This window comes from Streptomyces sp. CA-250714, from assembly GCF_050936705.1.
Classification (GTDB): Bacteria; Actinomycetota; Actinomycetes; order Streptomycetales; family Streptomycetaceae; genus Streptomyces.
The window spans coordinates 442454-465554 of the sequence record NZ_JBNJMI010000001.1 but is presented as its reverse complement, the minus strand read 5'-3'; the positions used below and the strand labels follow the sequence as shown (position 1 = coordinate 465554).

Here is a 23101-nt window from a genome sequence, read left to right as displayed (position 1 = left end):
CGGTGCCGCCCCGCACCGCACCGACCGAAGGGCGCACCACCGTGGTGTGCGGCATCGGTGCCTCGCTGCCGCCCCAGGTACGGAGCAACGCCGAAGTGGCGCACGACGGCGCGCTCGCCACCAGCGACGAGTGGATCCGCTCCCGTACGGGCATCGTCCACCGCCGGCGGGCCGGCACCGGCATCGCCACTGGCGACCTCGCCACCGCGGCGGGACATGCCGCGCTGGAGTCCGCCACCGGAGCACACCCCGACATGCTGCTCCTGGCCACCACGACACCCGACCGGCGCTGCCCCGCCACCGCCCCCGAAGTGGCCCTGCGCCTGGGCCTGGGCACCATCCCCGCCTTCGATCTGGCCGCCGTCTGCTCGGGCTTCGTCTACGCCATGACCGTCGCCACCGGACTGGTGCGCTCCCGGATGTGCGACCGTCCACTGGTCATCGGCGCCGAGACCTACTCGACCATCGTCGACCCACGGGACCGGGACACCGCCGTCGTCTTCGGAGACGGTGCGGGAGCGGTGCTGCTGCGTGCCGGAGAGCAGGAGGAACCCGGCGAAGTCATCGCCTGGGACCTCGGTGCGGACGGATCGGGAAGCGATCTGATCTCCATCGCCGCAGGCGGATCGAGCACCCCCGCAACCGGGGCCCGGCCGCCGCGCGGCGACCGGTACCTGCGGATGCGCGGGCGCGAGGTCTACGCACACGCGGTGCGCCGGATGACGCAGTCGTCGCGCACCGCGCTGCGCCGGGCCGGCTGGGAGCCGTCGTCGCTCGGCGCGTTCATCGGCCACCAGGCCAACCAGCGCATCCTGGACACCGTCGGCGACCGGCTCGGCATCCCGCCCGGGCACCGGTACGGCAACATCCGCGACGTCGGCAACACCGCGGCCGCCTCCGTGCCCCTGGCGCTGGCCGACACCGCGGCCCGTGACCTGGTACGGCCGGGCACGCCCACCTTGCTGACCGCCTTCGGAGGCGGCCTCACCTGGGGCTCGATCGCCCTGACCTGGCCCGCCGCCCGAGCCCGCGCCACCTCCCCACGCCAGGACCGACAACAACGAAAGGACGAACCATGGACCCTGTCCACGACCATGTGACCACCCTGCTCACCGACAAGTTCGACGTCCCCTCCGACGGCATCCAGCCCGGGGTGACCCTCACCGAACTGGGCCTGGACTCCCTCGCCGTCACCGAACTCCTCGTCACACTCCAGGAGCACTACGGCACCGGCGCGCCGGACGACGCGGTCACCGGCGAGGCCACCCCGGAAGACGTCGTCGCGCTGCTGCATGAGCTGCTGGGCGAGACGGAGCAGCCCGTGGGGCAGCGGGGGGAGGAGTGACCGGCACCCGCACCGATCGGTCGGCGGCGGTCACCGGCGTCGGCCTGGTGACACCGGCGGGTGTGGGCACCGAGGAGACCTGGCAGCGGGTGTGCTCCGGCCGACCGACCGCCGCCGACGACCCCGAACTGGCGGGGGCGCCGGTCGGTCTCTCCTGCCGGGTGAGCGGATTCGATCCGCGCCGTGAGGTGGGCGGCGCGCAGCCCTGGCGGTACGACAGGTTCACCCAGTTCGCCCTGGCGGCGGCCAGGGAAGCGGTCCGGGACGCCGCACTGGACCCGCACAACTGGGACGGTGCGCGGGTCGCGGTGGTGCTGGGTTCGGCCGCGGGGGGCGTCGGCACCTACGAGGAGCAGCACCACAGGCTGCTCACCTCCGGGCACCGCGCCGTCTCTCCGCTCACCCTGCCCGCCTTCCTGCCGAACATGGCCGCGGGCCAGCTCGCCATCGACCTGGGCGTTCACGGACCGGTGCTGCACACCGCGACCGCTTGCGCCTCCGGGGCGACCGCGCTGGTCACCGCCGCCATGCTGCTGGAGAGCGACGCCTGCGACATCGCCGTTGCCGGCGGCAGCGACGCGATGGTGACACCCCTGTGCGCGACGGCGTTCGCCCGGGCGGGAGCCCTCTCCCGGCACGGCAGCGATCCGGCGGGCGCCTCGCGCCCCTTCGACGCCGCCCGGGACGGCTTCGTCCTGGCCGAAGGCGCCGGCGTGCTGGTGCTGGAGAGGGCGGCGGACGCGACGGCGCGGCACGCTCCGGTCCGGGCCCTGCTCGCCGGGCACGGCTCGGCGACCGACGCCCACCACACCGTGGCCCCGCGTCCGGACGGCCGCTGTCTGCGGGACGCGACCCGGCAGGCCCTCGCCCGGGCCGGGGCCGCTCACGCCGACGTCGACCACGTCAACGCCCACGGCACCGGCACCCCGCTCAACGACCGCACCGAGGCGGCCGTACTGCGGGAGCTCTTCGGCCCCGACGGCCCCACCGTCACCTCCGCCAAGGGCGTCATCGGTCACACGATGGGCGCGGCGGGCGCCGTGGAAGCCGCGCTGACCGTCCTGACCGTACAGCGGCAGACGGCGCCGCCGACCGCCAACTTCCGCACGCCCGACGCCGGTACCTCGGACATCGACATCGTGCACGAGGCCGCGCGACCGCAGCCCGTCGAACTGGCCGTCAGCAACTCCTGCGGCTTCGGAGGCCACAACGTGGTGCTCGCGTTCGCCCCGGCGGCTACGGCCCGCAGCACGTGACGGAGCCGGGGGCGCCCAGCGGCACGGACCGCGGCGGTGTGGCGGCGTCCTCGTCGGTGTCCGGCACGGCAGCAGCACGAGCCACCCCTGGCACCGGAGGAGACGCGGGTGCCGGTCCGCCACCCATGGCCAGCGCGTAGTGCTCGGGATCGGTCATGACCGACGGATACCTCCTCCGTCCGGTGACACGGCGGACCCGCCCCGAAGACCACCCGTGCTGCGGTACGACTTGGTCCGGGCGGTGCCCCGAGCCTTCGCCGTGAGGTGCTTGAGGCTTCGTCCGGGGCGCGCCCCCGGGTTTCGTCCGGGAGGTGCCCGAGGCGGCCGGGGTCCGGCGGTGGCACGCACCGGATGCAGTGGCCGTACAACCGATCGGGGACGTCCATCCCGTACTTCCCGCTCGACCTCACCCGGCTGGCACCCGGCCCGTCCTCGGTGTGCCGCCACCGCGCCGACGGGTTCGTACCCGAACATGGCCAGCGGCGGCCGTGTGCGGGCGGCACACCGCATACGGCCGCCGGCTGCCGGCCGTCGGGCTGCCGACCGCCGGCCGCCGACCTTGGTCCAGCTTCGGGAGCGGCGTGAACGGTGTGAGCGATACGGCGCGGTCCGACGACTCGGACAACGACTACTGGCGGCAGCTGGATGCTGTCCTGACCGACGTCATGGGCGCCACCCGGGCCTCGGTGGGCCTGGTGTATCTGCTGCCTCCCGGCGAACGGGTGCTCCGCCTCGCGGTGGTGTCAGGGGTCTCCCGCAGCATCGCCGCGCCGTGGGCCCGTATCCCGCTGGACGCCCCCATTCCGGTGGCGGTCGCGATGCGCCGGCGGCGGATCGTATGGCTGGCCAGCCAGGAGGAGATGGCCCGGCATTACCCCAGGGTCGGCCTGGTGCTGCCGTACGACTTCCGGCTGGCCGCGGCACCCATCGTCATCGGCGCCGCCGCACGGGGCGGCATCGTACTGCTGTGGCCGACCGAGCATCCGCCGCAGCTCAGCCCCCGCGAACACCACGTCCTGGGCGGGAGCTGCCGCAGCGTGGGCCGGATTCTCCGGCAGGCCGCCGACAACGGCTGCCCGCTGCTGCCGCGGGACGAGCCCCGGTTGCTGAAGCCGCAGGGCCCCGGCGAGCCGGATCCGGCCCAGGCTGCCGCCGCCTTCGAGTTCGCCGAGCGTCTCCCGGAAGGGTGCTGCTCGCTGAGCATGGAGGGCCGGATCGTCTTCCTCAACTCGGCGGCCGCCGAACTGGTGGGAGCCGAGGCGGAGATGCTGCTGGGCACCAGGCCCTGGGAGTCGCTGCCCTGGCTGCGCGATCCGGTGTTCGAGGACCGGTACCGGGCCGCCGTGATCGCCCGGCAGCCGACCACCTTCACCGTCCAGCGGCCGCCCGATACCTGGCTGTCGTTCCGGCTGTTCCCCGGCGCGGGCGGCGTGAGCGTCCACATCACCATCGCCGCGACCGAGCGCGCCCCCTCGCCCGCGGACCGGAGCCCGGAAGAGGCCGATCGGCCGGCCGGCGCCACAGCCCTCTACCACCTCACCCACCTGGCGGCCGTTCTCAGTGAGGCGGTGGGCGTCAGCGACGTGGTGGAACTCGTGGCCGATCAGCTCGTTCCCGCCTTCGGACCCGGAGCGCTGGCCCTGATGACCGTGGAAGAGGGCCGTCTCCGCCTCGCCGGCCACCGCGGCTACCCCGCCGACCAGAGGGCACGCCTCGACGCGGTCCCCCTCTCCTCCGGTACGCCCGCGGCGCGGGTCCTGGCAACCGGCGTCCCGGCCTTCTTCGCGAACCCCGTCGACCTCGAACGGGCCTATCCGCCCGCCGTCCGCCAGGACCGGATGGCCGCCTGGGCGTTCCTGCCGCTGACCGCGTCCGGCAGCGCCATCGGCACCCTCGTCCTCGCGTACGACAAGCCGCACGCCTTCACAGCCCCCGAAAGAGCGCTGCTCACCTCGCTGGCCGGGCTGATCGCGCAGGCGCTGGACCGGGCCCGGCTCTACGACACCCAGCGCCAGCTCGCCCACAGCCTCCAGACCGGGCTGCTGCCGCACCGTCTGGCCAGCGTCCCGGCCCTGGAGGTGACAGCCCGATATCTGCCGGCGGGGAGAGGGGCGGACATCGGCGGCGACTTCTACGACTTCGTCCGCTGCGACCCCGGCGCCGCCGCGGCCATCGGCGACGTCCAGGGGCACAACACCACCGCCGCCGCCCTGATGGGGCAGGTGCGTACCGCCGTCCATACGCACGCGACCGCCGGTGTCTCGCCCGGCGAGATCCTCGCCCGCACCAACCGGCTCCTCATCGACCTGGACACCGGCCTGTTCACCAGCTGTCTGTACGCACAACTCGACCTGGTGCGCCAGGAGGTCAGGCTGGCCACCGCTGGGCATCCCCCGCCCCTGCTGCGCCATCCCGACGGCCGCACCGAGATCCTCGACCTGCCGCCCGGGCTGCTGCTCGGCATCGAGGCCGACACCGACTACACCACGACCCGCGTCCGGCTCGAACCCGGCTCCGTACTGGCCCTCTACACCGACGGACTCGTCGAGACCCCCGGAGTCGACATCGGTGTGTCCACCGCGGCCCTGGCCCGGCGACTCGCCGACGCCACCGAATACACCCTCGAGGACCTCGCCGACAACCTCATCGCACCCATCGTCCAGCACACCCGCACCCCACCCAGCGACGACGTCGCCCTACTCCTCCTACGCCCCACGGACGCGCAGCTCAACCCGGACGAGGAGGCGGACCCTCCATGAGTGCAGGGCGTCGAAGAGCGCTGCCCGCGGTCGTCGGCGTACCCGGCATGAAGGGCTGCGCTTGCCAGCCCTGCGCCTCTGGCGCAGACCTCCCAAGCGCAGCGCAGGGGGACGGGCCGCGCCCCGAAGGGGCGCGGGGAACTGCGCGACCAGCCACAACCCAGCCGCAGCCCGCAAGCGTCCGGCAGGGGCACCCCCTCACCGGAACACAACTGAGAGGGCGGACGGCACTGGGATGAGCGCGGCGGCCCGGGGATCGTCCTGCCGAGCGGCCTGTGGCGCATCGCCTTGGTGCTGGGCTACCCGGCCGGTTACACCAACGCGGGCTTCGTGGGGTTCCAGTCGTTCGACGCCAAGCTGTGGATGCTGACGCTGAGCGTGGTCAGCGAGTTGGTGGCCGTCCTGACGATCGGCCTGGTGCGGCCGTGGGGCGAGGTCGTGCCGCGCTGGATACCGGTGCTCGGCGGGCGTACCGTCCGCCCGCTGGCAGCGGTCGTACCGGCCGCGCTCGGCGCGGTGGCGCTGACCGCGCTGTGGGCCAACGTCCCATGGTGGTGGACGTATCCGCACGACGACATGACCGAGACCGGCAGCCTCGTTGTCGGCATCCTCTACCAGCCGCTGTTTCTGTGGGGCCCGCTGCTCGCCGCGGTCACCGTCTCCTACTACCGGCGCCACCGGCCGCGGCGCGGCGGCACCGACTCCGAGTAAGCATCAGCGGTCGGCGGTGACCGGCGGAGTCCACCGGATCCGCGTACTGCACAGCGACACCACGGCCGCCGACGCGGCGACGGCCGCCATCCCCCACGCCAGAGTGCTCGCGCTCGCGACGAAGCCGATGAGTGGCGGCCCCGCCAGCAGCCCGGTCGTCCCCATGGCGGCGACGAGTGTCAGCGCGTCGGAGCCCTGCTTGGCCGCGGCCGCGTAGACGCAGGGGGTGACGGCGGCGATGCCCAGCCCCACGCAGGCGAAGCCGAGCAGCGCCGCCACCACACCGCCGCCGGCCACGGCGAAGGCGAGCCCGGCGGCGGCGAGCGCGCTCCCCAGCAGGACCACCCGTCCGTCACCCCAGCGGTTGCGCCAGCCGTCGGCGAAGAGCCGGGCGAGCACCATCATCCCGGAGACGACGGCGATCCCCAGCGGCGCGACCTGCGCCGACGCCTTCGCGACGTCCCTCATGTAGAGGGTGGACCAGTCGTTCATGGCGCCCTCGGCGATGGTGCCGAACACCATGGCGCAGCACATCCACAGCGTCACCCGGGACGGTTTGACCCACCGGCCCCGGCCGCGGCCCCGCTTCGCCGTCTCCCCGGCGGGTCCTTCGTCCGCGAGCAGCCCGGTCCGTGCGTACGCGCCCAGCAGTACCAGCACCGCGGCCGCCACCCCGAAGTGTGCACCGACCGACGGGGTCAGCGCGTTCATGCCGGAGGCGAGCAGGGCCGCGAGCAGCGAGCCGCCGCTGAACACCGCGTGCAGCCTGGCCATGGCGTTCCGCTCGTATCTGGCCTCCAGTGCCGCTCCTTGCGCGTTCATGGCGACGTTCAGGCACCCGACGAAGACTCCGTCGACGCACATCACCAGCAGTGCGACGGGGTAGTTGGGCGCCGCGGCCAGGGCGAGGAGCAACAGCGTCAGACCCAGCTGGGACAGCAGGGCGAGCCGCAGCGAGCCCAGCCGTCTCATCAACAGCGCCACCAAGGGGAACGACACCGCGGCGCCGACTCCGGCGGCCATCAGCAGCACGCCCACCTCCGCCGCGGTCAGGCCGAGGTCTTCCTTGATGGCCGGGATCCGTGCGGCCCAGGTGGCGTACTGGAACCCGAGGGAGCAGAACAGCGCGGCGATCGCCGACTGGCCGCGGAAGAAGGTTCTATGGCGGGGGAGACCGCGGACAGGGAGGACAGGGAACACGTGGATCAGCTCACTTCATGCTGCGAGGACGGGCCGCGCTGTGGCGCGCTTCCCGAATCGGACTGTCCGCCCGGGCCGGTGAGCACCGGCTTGGACATGTACACCGCGTCCGTGCCGTAGCCGCTGCCGGGGGGTACGACTCCCGGGTGCGGGACGAACCCGCGTGCCGACCAGAACCTCGCGCTGCCGCCGACGGCGACCAGGGAGATCCGCTCGTCCCCGCGCGCTCTGGCGGTACGGGTGAGGTGGTGCAGGAGATGCCGCGCCAAACCCCTGCGGCGCAGCGGCCGGGCGACCACGATGTCGTGCAGGTGCAGATTCCCCGCCGAGAAGACGGCGGCGTCCTCCGTCCGCTCCAGGTCCGGATAGCGGAACGCCGGGTAGGGCAGCGCCAGCACATAGCCCGCCGTCCGGCAGCCGACGTCCAGCGCGAAACAGGTGCCGGGTGACGCGGACGCCCGCGACTGCAACGCCGCCCGCCCCTCCGACAGGCCCAGCGCGGCGTAGGCGTCCCGCTCCAGCTCCACGATGGCGTCCCAGTCGCGGTCGACGATGCGACGGATTCGCACGACGTGGTCCCCGCGCACGGCTTTGTCCGCGCGCACGACTCGGTCGCCGCGCACAGCCTGGTCCCCGCCCACGGCTTCGTATGTACGCACGGCGTCTCCCACAAAGGCCTCCGTACGGAAGGCATCGGCTGTCCGAACGCCTTCACCCATCGCGGCCGTCCCCGCCCGGGGCCCGGGTACCGGGCAGCTGCGCCGTCCGCCCGCCGCGCGCCCCCGTCGAGACGTACGGGAGCGGGGCGATGCCGTTGAATCCGCGGGTGGTGTAGCTGAGCGCGTACGCGCCGCAGGACAGCACCCAGACCGGATCGCCCGACGCCAGCGCCCTGGGCACCGGCACCAGTGCGTGCTCGGGGGAGTAGGCGTCGTCGCTGTCGCATGTGGGGCCGGCCAGCACGGCGGGGACGTACTCGCCCCCGGCGTGTCCGGGGAACACCAGCCGGTACTGCAACGCGTCCATCTCGTACAGGCCGTTGAACTTGCCGCAGCTCAGATACAGCCAGTGCTGCCGCTCGCCGTTCGGTCTCCGGCGCTCCGTGAGACGGGCGACGTGCGCCCGGATCGCCCCGTGGTCGGCGACGAGATATCGCCCCGGCTCCACGACGAACTCCAGCGGACCATCGTGGAGGCGGCGCAGCGCGGCCATTCCCTCCCGGATCACCGCGAAGATCGCGCCCAGCGGCGGTTCGAGGGGCCTTCCGCGCCGGTCGAGGTACCCGAGCGCGGGCAGGCCGCCCCCGAGGTTGATGTGATCCGCGCGTATCCCGCGGCGGGCCAGGGCGCGCAGGACATCGCCCAGGGTCTCCAGGGCGCTGCGCCACGCCGTCGCCGTCAGCTGCTGGGAGCCGACGTGCACGGACAGACCTGAGGGCACCAGCCCTGCCTCCCGGGCCTGCTCCAGCACCCGAACCGCCTCGCCGGGAGGGCAGCCGAACTTGTCGTGGAGGCCCCACAGGGCCCCGTCTCCGGTGCACGCCAGGCGGCAGAAGACGCGGGACCCGGGGGCATGGGCGGCGAGCGCTGCCACGTCTTCCAGGCTGTCGGTCGCGAAGTCCCGGATGCCGAGCCGGTGGGCGGCCGCGATGTCCCGGTCGGACTTGACGGTGTTGCCGTAGTGCATCCGGTCGGCCGGCACCCCCGCTCGCAGCGCCTGCTCCGCCTCGCCCGGGCTCGCCGCGTCGATCCCGGCGCCCCGGCGCGCCAGGGTGGCGAGCACCTCGTCCACCGGACACGCCTTCATCGCGAACCGGACCCGGACGCCGGGCAGTTCCCGGCACAGCGTCTCGTAGCGCTGCTCGATGCCCGCCAGGTCGAAGACGATCCGGTCCGCGGCTGCAGCTGCGAGCGCCTCCGCAAGGGACGCGCTGAGGCCCGGGGTGCCCTCGGCGCCCGTGCTGTCCGCGGCGCCTGCCGTGGCCGCGAGGCCCGGCCGCGCCCGGGTACGTATGCCCGCGCTCATGGCCGGTTCACCCCTGGCCCGGCTGCGGGCTCAGCGGCGTGTGCCGGGCCGCGGCCATCAGCTCGTCCCATGCCTCGGTCAGCAGCGCGAAGTCCTCGATGTCGCTGCGCGCCTCGTCCAGCAGCCGCTCCCGGCGGGCAGCCAACTGGTCGGCGCAGGCGGTGTACCGGCCGCCCAGCCGTCGGTAGGCGGCGTCCAGGGCGTCGAGCCGCTCGACGTTCTCCTGCCAGTCGAGCCGGGTGGATTCCCTGGCGAACGCGGCGACGGCGGACGCGCGTGGCTGCCCCTGGCCGTCCAGCAGCGAGTCGCCGGCCTCGGCCATCCGGTCGTAGACGAAGTGGAAGTAGCGCATCGACAGCAGGAACTTGGCGAAGCGCAGCTGGTAGGCGAGGAATCCCGAGCCGGTCCTGCGCTCGGCGGTGTAGTAGTTGACGATGTGCCGGTTGTGCACGACGCCGGGCAGCCCGGCGTTGTGGAGCAGGTGGAACAGGAAGTAGTCGCTGCCGATGGTGTCCCGCGCGGGCGGCAGCGGCACCCGTTCGTGTACGCCGTGGAAGCTGACGTTGCACATGTCCACCCGCATCGGGTCGACCAGCGTCAGCAGCGAGTGGTCCCGCGTGAACGGCTCCGTGCCGGCGCCCCGGAACGACTCTTCCACCAGCTCCCGCTTCCGCTCGGCGGACCAGTGCGCCGGCGCCCAGAGACTGACAATGTCGTGGTAGACCTCGGGGTCGGTGGCCAGGATCTCGCCGATGTCCACGGACAGTTCGCCGATGAACGAGCCGCCCACCATCGCGACCCGCCGGTCCATGTGGTCCGCCGCCAGCGCGGTCTCATCGACGCCCGGCGCGGCGTCGGCCGCGCGCTTGCCGAGGGACATCAGCTCGTGCTGGACGGGGAAGACCGGGCGGCCGTCCAGGGTCTGGTACCGGCTGTCGGAGTCCCTGCGGTGGACGGACGCGCAGCCGAGCGCCGCCGCGATCAGGAACGCACGGTTGGTACAGGCCCCGTAGGAGAGGCCGTCAGGAAGCAGCAGTTCGAGCAGCAGTCCGGGCTTGGCGCTTGTGGTGCGCTCGGTCACCCGCTTCAAGAAGTCCCGCTGCTGCGCCTCGTCGAGGTGGTGCACCGTGACGCGGGGCGAGAAGGGCAACAGCCGGACGGCCTCGGCGTGCTCGGCGTATACGGCCGGTGTACAGGAGTCGAGGACGAGCAGGTGGACATCGTTGTCGAAATGCTCGGCGGCGTACCACGCCTCCTCGCCGACGGCGGCGATCGTCGCCGCACAGGGCCTGTTGGTGGGAAGGGTCAGGCAGATGCTGCGCATATCTCTTCCCTGGTGGCCGCGGGCTCGACGGCGTCGCCGCCCTGACTGTTCCGGGACCCGCTGAGCCAGGACTCCAGCCCCAGCAGTTTGGCGCCCAGCTCGGTGAGTTCGGCGGGCCCGTACCGCAGGGACTCGTGCTTCCTGCTGTCTCCGACCAGCGTCGGGTTCCACTCCGGGGTACTGAGGTGGCGCCAGGAGTCGATCCGCGACTGCCGCAACGCGCGGTGTGTCTCCAGCGCGGGCATCATGGACAGGTACTGGACCGAACGCACCCCGCTCCCGGAGGTGTTGGCGGCCACACCGTGCGCCAGCAGGCCGTTCCAGATGAGCAGATCGCCGGCTCCCAGTTCAGGGCGTACGACAGGCATCTCGTCCCGGTCGATCCTGGGCCGGATCGGATCGCGGTCGTCCGGCTGGCGGGCTTTCCACCGGTCGAACTGCCGGAACAGCTCGGGGCAGCACTGGAAGCCCCCCAGCTCCGGTGCGCTGTCGTTGAGGGCGATGATGCCCTGGACCCGCTGGGGCGGTACGCCGAGCGAGGTGTCGATGTCCCAGTGGAGCTCGATGTCGAAGCCCCGCTCCTGGCGCTCGATGAGAGCCCGGTCGCGGTTGCGGATGTTGGGCGGGTTGAGGTTGAGCCGGTCCAGGGTGACCCACAGCTCTTCGCAGTCCCACACATCGACGAAGGCGTCGTAGACCCGCTGTGTCTGGCGGCTGTCCCAGATGAGCTGGTGGTGGTACGCCTCCACGAACCCGTAGATGTACAGCTCCCGTTCGAGGTCGGAGCGGAACTCACGCTCCTCGTACCAGGTCTCCGGGCGGTCGGGGGAGAGCCCCTGGAACTCCCACGCGAAGTCCAGGAGCCGCCGTGCGGCGGACGCGGGGATCGCTTCCTTGACGACGACGTATCCGTAGCTCTGCCAGAAGGAGAACTGTTCCTCGGACAGTACGCGGAGCGGGCGCGTCTTGCGGAGGTCACGGAGCGGCGTGCGGGCCAGATAGGTGTCGCCGTCCTCGCTGAAGTAGGGGATGTTCGATGCGGCTCGATGGAGATAGCGGTCAGACGTCGCCATGCGGTGCTCCAGGTGCTCACTGTCGCCCCGGGACGGCGGAGCGGCAGTCTGTACGAACGGTGGAAGTGCGGGTGCTGTACCGACGGTGGGCGTGCGGGTGCGCGTGATCGCTCGTGCGGGTGGCAGGGGCGCCGCTCGCGTCCGGGTTGCGGCGCGGAATAGCGGGCCGGCTCACATCGCGAGGGCTCCCAAGGCGCGTCGCTACAGCCCGCGCCCCGTCAGGAAACGGACCGCGTGCCACATGTGCCCCTCCGGTGACTCGCGCCCCACCATAGTTGGACTAGACCAAAGTAAATGTCAACTCCCGCTGGTGCAGGCGCTGGTGAGAGGTGTGGAGGCTGTCTGAGCCCGAACAGGTGTTGGCCGCGCAGTTCCCCGCGCCCCCGTCAGGGGCGCGGGGAACTGCGCGACAAGCCATGGGGGTACCCCCTGCTCGAAGAGCTTGGGGGACCACCCGCAGCCCGCGGACGACGGGCAGGGGCAGCCCCTAGTCGGTCAGGCTCCGCCAGAGGAACGTGTGGACGAGGGCCTCCACGAACGCGGCCTGTTCATGATCGGCGGCACCGGCGTGCCCGCCACCCGTGTTCTCGAAGTAGCTGACCGGCAGCCCCAGTTCGCGCATGCGGGCGGCCATCTTCCGGGCGTGGCCCGGATGGACGCGGTCGTCGCGGGTCGAGGTCGTCAGCAGCAGCGGCGGGCAGCGGCGCCCCGCGTCCAGGTTGTGGTACGGCGACCAGCGCAGCAGATGCGCCCGCTCCTCGGGGACCTCGGGGTCACCGTACTCGGCGATCCAGGACGAACCCGCGAGCAGCCGGTGGAAGCGGAGCATGTCCAGCAGCGGCACCTCGGCGACGACCGCGCCGAACAGTTCGGGACGGCGGTTGAGCATGACACCCATCAGCAGGCCGCCATTACTGCCGCCCGTGATACCGAGCCGGTCCGGCGTGGTGATGCCCCGCGCGGTCAGGTCCCGGGCGACGGCAGCGAAGTCGTCGAAGGCCCGGTCCCGGTCGGCGCCGAGCGCCGCGCGGTGCCAGGCGGGACCGTACTCGCCGCCGCCGCGGATGTTCGCCACCACGTAACAGCCGCCGCGCTGGAGCCAGGCCCTGCCGGTCACGGCGGAGTAGGACGGGGTGAGGGACACCTCGAACCCGCCGTACCCGTTCAGCAGCGTGGGGATCGGCCCCTCAGGCCGCTCCGGCCCGACGACGAAGTACGGGACCCGGGTGCCGTCCGCCGAGAGGGCGAAGTGCTGGCGTACGCGCAGGCCCTCGGCGGCGAAGCGGTCCGGCGCCTGCTTCAGCGTCTCCAGCTCGCCCGGCACGTCGGCCACCGCGCGGCGCAGGGTCGCAGGCTGGAGGAATCCGCTCACGTCGAACAGGACTTCTTCCGCGTTCTCGCCCTCCTCGGCCGGAGCTGTCGCTGCCACGGTCGCCGTGGACAGCGGCGGCACCTCGCCGAGCGGACTGCGCGACCAGCCGCCACCGGCGTTCGGGGTGAGCAGATGGAGGCGTGAGGAGACATCGGTGAGGGTCTCCAGGACGACGTGGCGGCGGGTGGTGGCACAGCTTTCGAGAACGGTGTTCGCGTCAGGTGTGAACAGCACATCGTGCGTCCGGTCGCCCCGCAGGAAGTCCTCGAAGGCGAAGGCCAGCAGCGCTCCGGCGGGCCGGTCCAGCCAGGGGGAGCGCAACTGGACCAGCAGCCACTCCCGGTGCACCGTGACCTCCGCGTCGTCGGGCACCTCGATCCGTACCGCCGCGCCATCCGGCCCGAGCAGAAAGTGTTCGCTGTGCCAGAAGTCCCGGTTCCGTACGGCCAGATCCCGCTCGAACCCGGGGGTCGGATCGTGCCAGGCGGCGACGGACACGTCCTCGTGCCGCCCCTCGAAGACGACCGGCGCCTCCGTGAGCGGCGTACCGCGCCGCCAGCGCCGCACCGTGCGGGGGTAGCCGGAGGCGGTGAGCGACCCGGGGCCGGTGTCGGTACCGACGAAAATGTGGTCCTCGTCGATCCAGCTGACGGAGCTCTTGGCCTCGGGCAGGCGGAAGCCGTCCTCGCCGTCCGCCACGAACGAGCGCCCTTCCACGTCGTACTCCCGTACGACGGTGGCATCCGCACCGTTCCGGGACAGCTCCACCAGCGCCCGCTTCAGGCCCGGCCGCAGCACCGAGGCGCCCGCCCACACCCAGGGCACGTCCTCCGCCGCGGCCAGCGCGTCGACGTCGAGCACCGTCTCCCAGCGCGGGCTCGGCCGCCGGTACTCCTCCAGGGTGGTGCGCCGCCACACCCCTCTGAGGTGGTCGGCATCGCGCCAGAAGTTGTACAGATGCGGGCCGCGCCGCACGACGTACGGAATCCGGGCGGGATCGCTCAGGACCTCCCGTACCTCCTGCCGCAGCGCCTCGAAGCCGGGGTCGGCGGTCAGCTCGGCCTCGGTCTCCGCGTTCCGCTCACGCACCCAGGCGAGCGCCGCCTCGCCCTCGGTCTCTTCCAGCCACAGATACGGGTCGTCCTCTTCCACCAGACGATTGTCCCCCGGACGGTTTCGCCCTGCGGCCCAGGGCCGGTCAGGCGCCGTCGCCGGGGTGGCGGGCGGTGACGACGTAGTAGTCGAGAAGGCCGTCGTGGTAGGCGGTCAGGAAGTTGCGGGGCCAGGTCACGGGCAGGTCGACGCCGGAGAGGTAGTGGTCGAACCCGGGCCAGACATGGGCGCCGATGGACTCGGCCCGTACGTCGGTCAGGCCGGCGTCGCGGAGGGCGGCGAGCAGGGTGCCGAGCGGGTGGGCGAGGTCGAGGCCGTCGGCGAAGCTGTCCAGCCGCGCGGCCAGGGCCTCGGCCGCTCCGTCCGCGCCGTCGGGCAGGAAGAAGCTGGTGACCGCCAGCTGCCCGCCGGGGCGCAGGACGCGGGCGCTCTCCCGGGCGAAGGCCGCCAGGTCGGCGAAGTGCTGTGCGGCCTCCACGGTGTAGAGCGCTTCGAACTCGCCGTCGGGGAACGGCATCCGTTCGGCGGCCCCCGGCACGAAGCGCAGCCGCTCCGGGGCGCGGGCCAGGATCCGCGCGTTGGCACGGCGGGCCCGCTCCAGCTGCTCGGGGTGGATGTCCATCCCGGTCACGGACTCGAAGCCGAATTCCTCCAGCGCCAGCGTGCCGCCCAGCCCCAGCCCGCAGCCCACCTCCACGGCACGGCTGCCTCCCGGCAGCGTCCGCAGCACCCGGCGGTAGAGAGCGCGCTCACTGCGCACCCGGTCCTCGGCGGTGAGGGGGCGGTCGAGCGGAATCCCCTCCCAGTAGCCGAAGTTGATGAACCCGCCGGAGAACGCCGGCACCGAGCTGAGGTCCTCCGGCCCGTAGACCGCCTGTACGCGGGGCGAGGCCCCAGGTGCCGTCCCGTCCGTCCCCGCATCCTCGTGAGTGGTCACGTGCGCAGGGTAGTTGAAGGGGTGCCGTGGGTCAGCAGGGCGACGGGCGAGGGCAGGCAGCGCCCGCCGCGACGCGCGGGCCGGGCCCGGCGCGGAGGCGGCGGGATGATCGGTGCGATCGTGGGTGATGGCCCGGCACATCCAGGACGCGAGCCAGTGGGAATCGGTCGACAGGGGAGTCGCGCGTGGAGGCGGAGCTGGTCGTCGTCGGTGCAGGACCGGCAGGTGTCGCGGCGGTGCTGATGGCGGCGAGCCTGGGCCTGCGCACCGTCCTGGTCGAGGCCGCCAGGGTCGGCGGCAGGACATGGGAGATCGGCGCACTGGAGAACGTCCCCGGAGGCTGGTTGGACGGCCCCCCCGCTCGCGGAAGCGCTGGCCGCGGACGTCGCCCGGCTGCGGGAGACCGACCGGTGCACGCTCGTCGGCGCGCGTGCCGTACGGGTGAGCGCGTACGAGGACCGCGCCGAGACGGTCCTGGACGACGGACGTACGCTCGCCGCGGGTGCCGTGGTGGTGGCCACCGGCGTCACGGCGCTGACGCCCGAGCACGTGACCTGGATCGACGCGCCGGAGGGCCTGTGCCCGCCGCCGCTGTGGCGCGCGCGGCCCCAGGACGTGGCTGGCGGGGACGCCGGGCATGCGGGTGTCGGGCGCGGGGCTCCGGCGGTGGTGCTCGGCGGGGACCGTCCGCTCGGCACCTGGCTGCGGGCCCACCCGGACGCTGCCGTACACCTCGATGTGCTGCACCCGCCGGGTGACGCCTACAAGACCGCGGAGTTGGCGGGCGACAGCAGAGTGCGGCTGTACGAGGTCGACCACGTCACCGTGACCCCGGAGGGAGACGGCTACCGCGTCGCGGGGCGGGGCTCCGGCGGAGGGGTCCACGAGGTGACGACGTCCGCGCTGTTCGGCAACATCGGCTCCCGCCCCGCCGTGCTCGACGGCGCCCTCGTGTCCGGGCCCGACGGCTACTGCCCGCCCGCCGCCCAGCGCCCCCGCGTCCTGGTCGCGGGCGACCTCCGCTCGGCACGCCACCAGCGCATCGTCACCGCCCAGGGCTCCGGCGCCGAGGCGGTGCTCACCCACTACTACGCGGCGCGGGGCCTGCGCGGCTGATCCCGTGGCCGGCTGGGAAATACCGTTCGCGGCGCGGTCCCCGGCGTTCCTAAGGTGGTGCCGTGGACGACGACGTGAACCGGGAAGCCGCCGAACCGACCCTCGCCGAGCGCGCGGAGCTGCTGCTGGGCGCGCCGCTGGGGCGGGACTTCCTCGGCACGTTCGTCGACTTCGACCTGGACGACACCCTGTTCGCCGCGCTCGGTCTCGGAACCGTGCCGGGGACGTTGACGTTCGTCGTCGAGGACGACGGGCCCGGCTCCGCTCCCCGTAGCCGTACCGTCCGGCGGCGCAAGCGCAGGGACTGGCGCGAGGTTCCCGCAGGGGAGGCGCGGGCCGTGCTGCGGGAGGTCGTCGGCCGGGGGGAGTGGCGCGGTCCGGGCGAGCTGCCCGAGGCCGAGCTGATGGACCGGCTGTCCGGGGTCACCGAGGGATTCGGTTTCGGCGGCGGCGACACGGAGGTGTGGGGTCTGACCGCGCTCGCGGCCGAGGAACTGCGGCCGGTCGCGGCGGCGCTCGTCGCGTCACCGGCCGCGTCCTGGTGGTGGGATCCGGTCGACCGGTCGGACCAGCGGCAGCTGGTCTGGGGCGGCCCGGATCAGGACAAGGGGCGCAGGCGCAAGCGGAAGAAGGCCGACAGGGCCGAGGACAGCGCCGGCGACAGTACCGACGTCGCCGCAGGTGGGCTGACCGGCGTGGCGGAGGCGATGCGGCGCGACATGGCGCAGGAGCGCGCCGCCAACAAGAGGGGCCTGCGTCGGCGTCCGCGGCGCGGCGAGCGCTCCCTCGGCGCCACCTGGTGGTCGGCCCCTGACTTCGCGGAAGGCACCTGGACCACCGGCCCCCGTGGCGGACTGCCCGCACTCGAACTCGGCCACTTCATCGACACGTTCACGCCCTTCGAGGAGGAGGCGACGGCGACTGTCGCCGTCCTCACGGTCGACGAACGGGCCCGAGTGGCCGAGATCCGCCGCCCGCACGACTGGCTGGACCTGGTGTCCCGCTTCCCCCGCGACGTATCGGGCACCCACGACGGGGAGTGGCGCGACTGGGGCGACGTCGACGGCCCCTGGTACCTGCCCGACTGGGAGGCCCTGGCCGAGCACTACGACGGGGTGCACGTCACCGTGGGCGGCTGTCTGTCGTCCTTCGGCCTGGCCCAGCCCGTTCACGACGGCTACACCATGCTCGCCGGCTGGCTGCCCGACGCGACGGTCTGGCTGCGGGACGTCGCCACCGACCACCGGCCCCTCGGCATATGGCGCGGCGACCCGCAGGAGGGCGGCGAGTGGGAGGACATCCTCGCCGGCTGGGAGCCCCACGCCCGGGAGTGACGCATTTCCGCGTCAGTGCCGCCCCAGCCTCGGCCCACGGCTCGCGCCCACGCCGAACAGCTCGACGGGGCCGAGGACTCGCTCCCGGCCGCGGTGGACGACGCCTTCTACGCCGTCGTGGACGACTTCACCGTCCGCGACTACTGAGTCCGCTGAGTCCGCCCGCCCGCACGCCGATCAACGGGCGCCCTGAGCAGGAGCCAGCGTTTCCTCGGGCGCCCGGCACAGGAGTCGGGTGCCCGGCTAGGCGAGAGAGATGAGCGCGATCGCTGCCGCCGCGCACACCAGACCCGTCCCCTGAGCCCGCGTGAGGCGCTCGCGGAGGACGGTGACGCCGAGCAGGACCGGGATCGCCGGGTAGAGCGCGGTCAGGACGACGGCGAGGGAGAGCAGCTGTTCCCGGGTGGCCAGTGTGTAGAGGGCGATCGCGAGCGTCCCCAGACCGCCGGCCCCCAGACAGCTCCAGCCGAGCCGAGGGGGCAGGCGCAGGCGGCCGGGATGGTGGGCGATCTGCGGCAGGAGCGTCAGTACGGAGGCGGCGCGGCTGGCGACCAGGGGCCACAGGCCGGCAGCCGCGTCGGCCTGGGCGAGGGCGATGAACTGCATTGCGAAGCCGGCGCCCGCGACGAGCCCGTCGTGGGCGCCCAACGCCGTTGTGCCGCCGCCGCGTTCGTCGTCGCCCCGCCCCGAGCGGGTGATCAGCCAGAGCGCGGCCGGGGCGGCGGCGATACCGCACCAGGCCGGCAGCGGAGGGCGGTCGCCCAGGAGTACGACGCCGGTCAGCACGGGCAGCGCGACGGCAGCCACATCGCTGAGCGGCACCACCACGCTGAAGCGTCCATTGCTCATTCCGCGGTAGAGGAAGGCCACGCCGATGCCGGTGCCGATGCCCGACAGGGCGCCCCAGCCCAGTGCGCTGCCGCTGACGTGGGGTGCGGCGAATAAGGGAGCGGCGAGCAGCACGAGGACGGTACCGCCGAGCTGACCGATCAGGGCGACGGTGGCACTGTCGAGGCGGCGTGCGAGGAGGCCGTTGAGGAAATGGGCGGTGCCGAAGAACAGAGCCGACACCAGCGCCAGGGCCTCACCCACCGTCCTGGTCCGCCCGAACCCGGCGCTCCGGCTCGGCGTGCTCCCGGTCGCGCTCGGCGTGCTCCCGGTCGGCCCGGCCCACCGGGCATATCGCGTCGTTGCGGACGCAGACCCCCCGGTCGCAGAGGCGGCAGAGCCGCTCGGCGTCGCCCGGCTGCCGGTAGAGGCCGGCCAGCAGCTTGCTCAGCAGCGCGTCCAGCTGGGCCTGTTCGTCCTCGTCCAAGTGGTGCAGTGCGCCGCGGAGGGTGTCGCCCCGTGAGGTCAGCAGGCTGCGCGCGGCCTGCTTGCCCGCGCTGGTGGGATGGATGGCCACCCAGCGCCCCCAGGTCGACTCCCTGCGAATCAGTCCCTGCTTCTCCAGGCCGTCGACCATGCGGGCCGCCGCCGACTGGGTCAGGCCGACCCGCCGCCCCAGCTCGGTCACGCTGAGCCCCGGGTCGGTGGAGAGCACCACCAGGGCAGCGGCACCGCTGCTGCTGGTGCCGGCCGCGGTGGTGACCCCGGCCAGCAGCAGGTCGCTCAGCGCGAGTGAGGCCGCACCGAGCAGGTTCGCTGTACGAATCTCATCATGCATGACTCATGCATAACGTGTGTGGGCTGATATGAAAACCCCTGCGGCTCCGTAAACTGTGCTCCCCGTACCGGCGTTGGACGTGTGCGCTCGCGCCCCCGTTAGGCTCCGGTTCATGACCACCACCACCGCCTCGCTGGCCGTCGCCCAGCGGTCCCTGGGTGATCCCGAGATCCGCTATCCGCTGTGGCCGCCGCTGACCCGCGGCTGCCCGCAGTCGAGTTCGGACACCATGACGTACCCGGTGGAGGTGGACTACGACTACGCGCGCGTGCCCGACGGCTTCCTGACCGCACCGGGCCCGCGCGGCACCGGCCTGGACCGCTGGGCGCCGTTGCTGCCGCCACTCGCCGCGCCGGGACTCGGCGAAGGCGGCACCCCGCTGGTGGAGATCGGCAGCGGTGTGTACGTCAAGGACGAGTCACGCAACCCCACATGGAGCCACAAGGACCGGCTCAACCGCTGCGGAGTCGGCGCCGCCGTGGCTGTCGGCGCACCCGGCATCGTGGTGGCGTCGTCCGGCAACCACGGCGCGTCCGCCGCGGCGTACGCGGCACGGGCCGGACTGCGCTGTGTGGTGCTCACCTCGACCGGGCTGCCGCCCGCCGTCGGCTCGTTCCTCACCGCGTACGGGGCCGTGGTGCTGCCCGTTCCGGTCGACGAGCGCTGGCCGCTGACCGAGCGGATCGCCGAGGAGTTCGGCTTCCACCCGGTCAGCAATCTGACCAGGTTCCACACGGGCCACGCGTTCGGTCCTGAGGGCTATAAGACGGTCGCGTACGAGATCGCGGCCGAACTCGGCGTACCGAGAGCCGTGTTCGTGCCCACCGGCTACGGCGAGCTGCTGTTCGGCGTATGGAAGGGCTTCGACGAGCTGCACCGGCTGGGCCTGACCGACCGCGTTCCGCGTCTGTTCGCGTGCGAGCCCGCGGCGGGCGGTCCGCTGACAGCGGCGCTGCGCGCGGACGTGCCCGCAACCCGCGTCGAGGTGGGCGGCACGGACGCGTACGGCATCGACTGCCGGGTGAACAGCTACCGGGGCGTCCTCGCCGTCAGAAACAGCAACGGCCGTGCCCTGCGCGTCGACGACACGGCAATGCGCCGTGCGCAGGCCGAACTCGCCGGGCAGGGAATGTGGGTGGAGCTCTCCGCGGCGGCCAGCCTCGCGGGACTGCGCACCCTGCCGGACCTCGCGGAGGACGAGGAAGTCGAGGGGCTTGACGGGCCGGTGGTGTGCATCACCACCTCCAGCGGCTTCAAGGACGCCCGTACGGGCACGGACGGACCGGCACCCGCAGACCCGTCCTGGGACGCGGTCAAGGCCGTACTGCGAACGGCGGGCATCGGGAGCTGAGTCCCTGTCCCCGCCCTCACTCGGGGCGGCCGAACCTGGACGCGGCCCAGCACAGCGCGGCGACTCCCACCGCCGCCAGCAGCCCCCATTCCAGCAGAACGGGAGGCCGCCAGCCCGCCCAGTCCAGGCCGCCGGGTGCCGCGACCCCTGGCACCTGACCGGCGATGCAGCGCCGCATCGCGTCGACGGCGTAGGACAGCGGATTCAGCGCGGCGGGGATGGTCATCCACTGCGGAAGCGCGGTGAGGGGGAAAAAGACCCCGGAGAGGAAGAGCAGCGGCATGGCCACCAGCCCGAGCAGCGTGTTGAAGGTCTCGACGCTGCGGATGTGCACCGCGAGCGCCAGGGTGAGCGTGGTGTAGGCGAAGGCGGTCAGCACCATGCCCACTGCCAGCAGGAGGAACAGCAGCGACTGGTAGGGCACGCCGACCGCGCCGGAGGCCAGCAGCAGCATGCACCCCTGGGCGGTGGCCATCAGCGTGCCGCCCAGGCAGTGTCCGCACAGCAGCGTCGAGCGGCGCACCGGGGCCATCAGCGTCTCCCGCAGATAGCCGCTCTCGCGGTCCATGATGAGGCGGATGCCGACGGACATGGCGGGAGCCTGCACCGTGATGGCGAGCATGCCGGGGAAGAGGAACGTCGTGTAGCCGCCGCCCACGGTGTCCGAGCGCACCAGGGCGGAGAGCCCGCTCCCGAGGGCCAGCAGATACAGCGCCGGCTCCAGCACGATGAGCACCGTATGGAGGCGCAGCGACAGCAGCCGCAGGCACTCCCGGTACACCAGGGCGTGCGCCGCACGCAGTTCGCGGCGCAGTGCCGAGCCGGGCAGCGGGTCCTGGACGGTGACAGACTCGACGGAGTCCCCGCCGGCCGGGGCGGGGGTGTGCGCAGCAGGCGTGCGGGCCACGGGCTCGGTGCTCATGGGCGCTCCTGACTTCCGACCGCAGCCGGTGCGTCCGCTGTGCCCACGCCGATGGTGCGGCCCGTGTGGTGGAAGAACACGTCGTCCAGCGTCGGCGGCGCCGAGGTGGCCGCGTACACGGTGACGCCGCGCCGGGCGAGGGATTCGCACAGCCGGGGGATCCAGGCACTCGCCTCACGGACGCGGAGGGTGACCCCCTCGCCGTCGGCCGGGCCGCCGAGACCGGTGCGCGCTTCGCAGGCGGTGCGGGCGTCGCGCAGCTCCGGGATTTCCCGCGCCACCGCCCACACCGCCGCGTCATCGCTGGTCCGCAGATGCAGGTGATCCTGCCCGATCGCGGCCTTCAGCCGGGCCGGAGCTCCCGAGACCACGATGCGGCCCTTGTCGATGATGGCGATGCGGTCGCAGTGCTCGGCTTCTTCGAGGTAGTGCGTGGTGACGAACAAGGTGGTGCGGTGGCGCACGCGCAGCGAGTTGAGGTGGTCCCAGATCTGGACGCGGGCGTGCGGGTCGAGTCCGACGGTGGGCTCGTCCAGGAACAGCACCCGGGGCCGGTGCAACAGCCCCCTCGCGATCTCCAGGCGCCGCCGCATGCCCCCGGAGTAGGTGCGTACGGGCTGCCGGGCCCGCTCCGCCACTCCGGCCAGCTCCAGCAGTTCGGCCACACGCTGCCGTGCGTACCGTCGGGAGAGCCCGTACAGACGCGCGTGCACATAGAGGTTCTGCCGCGCCGTCATACCGTCGTCCAGCGAGCTGGTTTGGAAGATGTAGCCCACTCGCTGCCGTACGAGCCGGGTCTCGGCCGCCACGTCGGCGCCGTGCACCCAGGCCCGGCCCGCCGTGGGGACGGCGAGGGCGCACAGCATGGCGATGGTGGTCGTCTTCCCCGCACCGTTGGGCCCCAGGAACGCGAAGGTCTCGCCGACGCCGACATCCAGGTCCACTCCGCGCACCGCCTCGACAGGCGTGCCGCCGCTGCCCCTGTCCGCGTACGTCTTCGCCAGCCCGCGAGCCTGCACGGCATACGAGCTGTCGCCCACCGTGCCCGTGCGAACCAGCTGCATCCCGTTCCCGCCTCCGCTTCCGTTCCCTGACGGAACGAGGACTGCCCGTGGAGGCCGGGGACATCCCAGCAGCCGTGCAAACGCACTCGTCATGGTCATACGGAAGTGACGTGTCGATGCACACGGCGCTCTTGCGACTGTCCTACTTCGCCTCCAGTCCACCCCGCACGCCTGCCTCGTGCTGTCTCGTCACCGGCGTGGCAGGGCACTTCCTTCGATACGGCCTGCCGGGCGGGTCCGCGGAAGCGGAGCCGCCGCGGCAGCGGCGCGACCCATCGACAACGAAAAGGGGAAGGAGGTGAGCGAGATGCGCCGTGCATACGAGCGCCCCACCCTGATGCTTGTCGGTTCCTTCCGGCGGGTCACCGGCGCCAAGTCCAAGGCATCGCCCGACTTGCTCGGGCAGCACAGCCTGCTGCGCTGACCGCGAGGCCACGCACGGCCGGGTGAACTCCGGCTTGAGTAAGGGGTGGTGGGCGGCGAGAACCGCCCGCCACCGTCCAGAGGCCGTCGTCGGCCGGCCGGAACGCGGA

22 protein-coding genes are annotated in these 23101 nt (G+C 72.8%); 10 read left to right on the top strand and 12 right to left on the bottom strand.

Annotated elements, in window-relative coordinates:
• Window positions 1-2: 2 nt before the first annotated feature.
• Genes ACQEU8_RS02230 through ACQEU8_RS02220 form a run of 3 tightly spaced genes read left to right on the top strand, consistent with a single transcriptional unit; the run spans window position 3 to window position 2601 of the window.
• A complete protein-coding gene (locus ACQEU8_RS02230) occupies window positions 3-1100 on the top strand; it encodes a beta-ketoacyl-ACP synthase III (protein WP_433096188.1) in 1098 nt (365 codons plus the stop codon).
• Window positions 1076-1345 carry an acyl carrier protein gene (locus ACQEU8_RS02225; RefSeq protein WP_433096186.1) on the top strand — a complete coding sequence of 90 codons (270 nt, stop codon included), beginning with the start codon at window positions 1076-1078 and terminating at the stop codon, window positions 1343-1345. Before ACQEU8_RS02230 ends, ACQEU8_RS02225 begins: the two co-directional genes overlap by 25 nt.
• Complete coding sequence (locus ACQEU8_RS02220; protein ID WP_433096184.1) at window positions 1342-2601, top strand: beta-ketoacyl-[acyl-carrier-protein] synthase family protein; 1260 nt, start codon at window positions 1342-1344, stop codon at window positions 2599-2601. Before ACQEU8_RS02225 ends, ACQEU8_RS02220 begins: the two co-directional genes overlap by 4 nt.
• Here the strand turns inward: ACQEU8_RS02220 and ACQEU8_RS02215 are convergent.
• Window positions 2582-2758, bottom strand: coding sequence for a hypothetical protein (locus ACQEU8_RS02215; RefSeq protein WP_433096182.1), 177 nt, complete (start codon window positions 2756-2758; stop codon window positions 2582-2584). The two genes, ACQEU8_RS02220 and ACQEU8_RS02215, sit on opposite strands and share 20 nt — an antisense overlap.
• Before the next feature lie 508 nt (window positions 2759-3266).
• Between ACQEU8_RS02215 and ACQEU8_RS02210 the strand changes: the two genes are divergently transcribed.
• Complete coding sequence (locus tag ACQEU8_RS02210; RefSeq protein ID WP_433102095.1) at window positions 3267-5360, top strand: SpoIIE family protein phosphatase; 2094 nt, start codon at window positions 3267-3269, stop codon at window positions 5358-5360.
• A gap of 255 nt (window positions 5361-5615) precedes the next feature.
• The gene (locus tag ACQEU8_RS02205; protein ID WP_433102093.1) at window positions 5616-6071 is read left to right on the top strand and encodes a hypothetical protein; all 456 of its coding nucleotides are present in this window, start codon (window positions 5616-5618) and stop codon (window positions 6069-6071) included.
• Between the two features lie 3 nt (window positions 6072-6074).
• Here ACQEU8_RS02205 and ACQEU8_RS02200 read toward each other — a convergent pair whose 3' ends face one another.
• The 7 genes from ACQEU8_RS02200 to ACQEU8_RS02170 all read right to left on the bottom strand — a co-directional run bounded on the left by ACQEU8_RS02200 (window position 6075) and on the right by ACQEU8_RS02170 (window position 15115).
• The gene (locus ACQEU8_RS02200) at window positions 6075-7271 is read right to left on the bottom strand and encodes an MFS transporter (protein ID WP_433096180.1); all 1197 of its coding nucleotides are present in this window, start codon (window positions 7269-7271) and stop codon (window positions 6075-6077) included.
• Window positions 7272-7276: 5 nt separating this feature from the next.
• Window positions 7277-7840, bottom strand: a complete 564-nt coding sequence (locus ACQEU8_RS02195) for a GNAT family N-acetyltransferase (protein WP_433096178.1) — start codon at window positions 7838-7840, stop codon at window positions 7277-7279.
• Window positions 7841-7982: 142 nt separating this feature from the next.
• On the bottom strand, window positions 7983-9296 hold the full coding sequence (locus tag ACQEU8_RS02190) for a type III PLP-dependent enzyme (protein ID WP_433096176.1): 1314 nt from the start codon (window positions 9294-9296) through the stop codon (window positions 7983-7985).
• A gap of 7 nt (window positions 9297-9303) precedes the next feature.
• Window positions 9304-10620 (bottom strand): DUF6271 family protein, encoded by a 1317-nt coding sequence (locus tag ACQEU8_RS02185; protein WP_433096174.1) that lies wholly within the window; start codon window positions 10618-10620, stop codon window positions 9304-9306.
• Window positions 10602-11693, bottom strand: a complete 1092-nt coding sequence (locus ACQEU8_RS02180) for a phytanoyl-CoA dioxygenase family protein (RefSeq protein WP_433096172.1) — start codon at window positions 11691-11693, stop codon at window positions 10602-10604. The genes ACQEU8_RS02185 and ACQEU8_RS02180 overlap by 19 nt, the downstream gene beginning before the upstream one ends.
• Before the next feature lie 487 nt (window positions 11694-12180).
• A complete protein-coding gene (locus tag ACQEU8_RS02175; RefSeq protein ID WP_433096170.1) occupies window positions 12181-14217 on the bottom strand; it encodes a prolyl oligopeptidase family serine peptidase in 2037 nt (678 codons plus the stop codon).
• Between the two features lie 46 nt (window positions 14218-14263).
• Window positions 14264-15115, bottom strand: coding sequence for a class I SAM-dependent methyltransferase (locus ACQEU8_RS02170; RefSeq protein ID WP_433096168.1), 852 nt, complete (start codon window positions 15113-15115; stop codon window positions 14264-14266).
• A gap of 441 nt (window positions 15116-15556) precedes the next feature.
• Between ACQEU8_RS02170 and ACQEU8_RS02165 the strand changes: the two genes are divergently transcribed.
• From ACQEU8_RS02165 to ACQEU8_RS02155, 3 genes are all read left to right on the top strand, one after another.
• The gene (locus ACQEU8_RS02165; protein ID WP_433096166.1) at window positions 15557-16231 is read left to right on the top strand and encodes an oxidoreductase; all 675 of its coding nucleotides are present in this window, start codon (window positions 15557-15559) and stop codon (window positions 16229-16231) included.
• 62 nt (window positions 16232-16293) lie between these two features.
• On the top strand, window positions 16294-17565 hold the full coding sequence (locus ACQEU8_RS02160; protein ID WP_433096164.1) for a hypothetical protein: 1272 nt from the start codon (window positions 16294-16296) through the stop codon (window positions 17563-17565).
• Window positions 17566-17580: 15 nt separating this feature from the next.
• A complete protein-coding gene (locus ACQEU8_RS02155) occupies window positions 17581-17712 on the top strand; it encodes a hypothetical protein (RefSeq protein WP_433096162.1) in 132 nt (43 codons plus the stop codon).
• Window positions 17713-17808: 96 nt separating this feature from the next.
• Here ACQEU8_RS02155 and ACQEU8_RS02150 read toward each other — a convergent pair whose 3' ends face one another.
• Together ACQEU8_RS02150 and ACQEU8_RS02145 are read right to left on the bottom strand one after the other, a co-directional pair.
• Complete coding sequence (locus ACQEU8_RS02150) at window positions 17809-18657, bottom strand: EamA family transporter (protein ID WP_433096160.1); 849 nt, start codon at window positions 18655-18657, stop codon at window positions 17809-17811.
• Complete coding sequence (locus ACQEU8_RS02145; RefSeq protein ID WP_433096158.1) at window positions 18650-19231, bottom strand: MarR family winged helix-turn-helix transcriptional regulator; 582 nt, start codon at window positions 19229-19231, stop codon at window positions 18650-18652. The genes ACQEU8_RS02150 and ACQEU8_RS02145 overlap by 8 nt, the downstream gene beginning before the upstream one ends.
• Before the next feature lie 112 nt (window positions 19232-19343).
• Here ACQEU8_RS02145 and ACQEU8_RS02140 point away from each other — a divergent pair, with 112 nt between their 5' ends.
• A complete protein-coding gene (locus ACQEU8_RS02140) occupies window positions 19344-20582 on the top strand; it encodes a threonine synthase (RefSeq protein ID WP_433096156.1) in 1239 nt (412 codons plus the stop codon).
• 16 nt (window positions 20583-20598) lie between these two features.
• Here the strand turns inward: ACQEU8_RS02140 and ACQEU8_RS02135 are convergent, their stop codons facing one another.
• Window positions 20599-21504, bottom strand: coding sequence for an ABC transporter permease (locus tag ACQEU8_RS02135; protein ID WP_433096154.1), 906 nt, complete (start codon window positions 21502-21504; stop codon window positions 20599-20601).
• The gene (locus tag ACQEU8_RS02130; protein ID WP_433096152.1) at window positions 21501-22568 is read right to left on the bottom strand and encodes an ATP-binding cassette domain-containing protein; all 1068 of its coding nucleotides are present in this window, start codon (window positions 22566-22568) and stop codon (window positions 21501-21503) included. Before ACQEU8_RS02130 ends, ACQEU8_RS02135 begins: the two co-directional genes overlap by 4 nt.
• A 307-nt stretch (window positions 22569-22875) precedes the next feature.
• On the opposite strand from ACQEU8_RS02130, the gene ACQEU8_RS02125 reads away from it, so the two are divergent.
• On the top strand, window positions 22876-22992 hold the full coding sequence (locus ACQEU8_RS02125; protein ID WP_433096150.1) for a keywimysin-related RiPP: 117 nt from the start codon (window positions 22876-22878) through the stop codon (window positions 22990-22992).
• The last annotated feature ends 109 nt before the right edge of the window (window positions 22993-23101 follow it).